This window comes from Streptomyces sp. PTL18, assembly GCF_059510295.1.
Window position 1 is genome coordinate 1 of record NZ_JCAJZO010000129.1, and the last position, 602, is coordinate 602.

Sequence of the window (602 nt, forward strand, 5' to 3'; positions counted from 1 at the left end):
CCTCACCACACCCAGGAGGCGACGGTCTCGTTGGACATGCCGCGGCTCGGCCTCGAGTGGCACGAGAGCGTCCCGGTGCGCGACGAGCTCACCGGTGTCATCCATCACTGGGGCAGGGCCAACTACGTACGTCTTTCGCCGGGCGATGGCCCCGCGCACGTGCTGACCGTCCTGCGACCGTCCTCACCGCAGATCGGAGGGTCACCCACACGATGATCGTCAATGAGCCCGTTCCGGACACCTTCGAGGACACTCCCGCCGCGGAGCGCGACCCGGAGTGGTTCAAGCGTGCCGTCTTCTACGAGGTCCTGGTCAGGTCGTTCCAGGACAGCAACGGGGACGGCGTGGGCGACCTGAAGGGGCTGACCGCGAAGCTGGACTATCTGCAGTGGCTGGGCGTCGACTGCCTGTGGCTGCCGCCGTTCTTCAAGTCGCCGCTGAGGGACGGTGGTTACGACGTCTCCGACTACACGGCGGTGCTGCCGGAGTTCGGTGACCTGGCGGACTTCGTGGAGTTCGTCGACGCCGCCCACCAGCGGGGCATGCGCGTGATCATCGACTTCGTGATGAACCACACCAGCGACCAGCACCCGTGGTTCCAG

General features: G+C 66.4%; 2 protein-coding genes. Both read left to right on the forward strand.

Annotated elements, in window-relative coordinates; translation table 11 throughout:
- The coding region (locus tag AC5WS8_RS39305; RefSeq protein ID WP_496108262.1) for an alpha-amylase at window positions 1-216 on the forward strand (216 nt) is incomplete at its 5' end.
- Window positions 213-602: alpha-amylase family glycosyl hydrolase (locus tag AC5WS8_RS39310; RefSeq protein WP_496108263.1), on the forward strand; the 390-nt coding region annotated here is incomplete at its 3' end. The genes AC5WS8_RS39305 and AC5WS8_RS39310, both read left to right, overlap by 4 nt.